We start from the raw sequence: 629 nt of genomic DNA on the forward strand, positions 1-629 counted from the left end.
ATTTCCACTATCGCGGAATCTAAACGTTTTCCGCTGCACGAAATGCGCGATGACATCGCATTCCAGATTATCAATGATGAATTATTTCTCGACGGTAACGCCCGTCAGAACCTGGCGACTTTCTGCCAGACCTGGGACGACGAAAATGTTCATAAGCTGATGGATCTGTCGATCAACAAAAACTGGATCGATAAAGAAGAATATCCGCAGTCCGCAGCTATCGACCTGCGTTGTGTAAACATGGTTGCCGACCTGTGGCACGCGCCTGCGCCGAAAAACGGTCAGGCCGTTGGCACCAACACCATTGGTTCTTCCGAAGCCTGTATGCTCGGTGGGATGGCAATGAAATGGCGTTGGCGCAAACGTATGGAAGCCGCAGGTAAACCGACCGATAAACCCAACCTCGTGTGCGGGCCGGTGCAAATCTGCTGGCATAAATTTGCCCGCTACTGGGATGTGGAACTGCGCGAGATCCCTATGCGCCCGGGTCAGTTGTTTATGGACCCGAAACGCATGATTGAAGCCTGCGACGAAAATACCATCGGCGTGGTGCCGACTTTCGGCGTGACCTACACCGGTAACTATGAGTTCCCGCAACCGCTGCACGATGCGCTGGATAAATTCCAGGC

At 52.9% G+C, this 629-nt stretch carries 1 protein-coding gene; it reads left to right on the forward strand.

Annotated features, from left to right (window positions below; translation table 11 throughout):
• A partial coding sequence (locus BEG40_RS21530; protein ID WP_105286080.1) for a pyridoxal-dependent decarboxylase occupies window positions 1-629 on the forward strand: 629 nt, incomplete at both ends.

The organism is Escherichia sp. MOD1-EC5495, from assembly GCF_002965965.1.
GTDB lineage: Bacteria > Pseudomonadota > Gammaproteobacteria > Enterobacterales > Enterobacteriaceae > Escherichia > Escherichia ruysiae.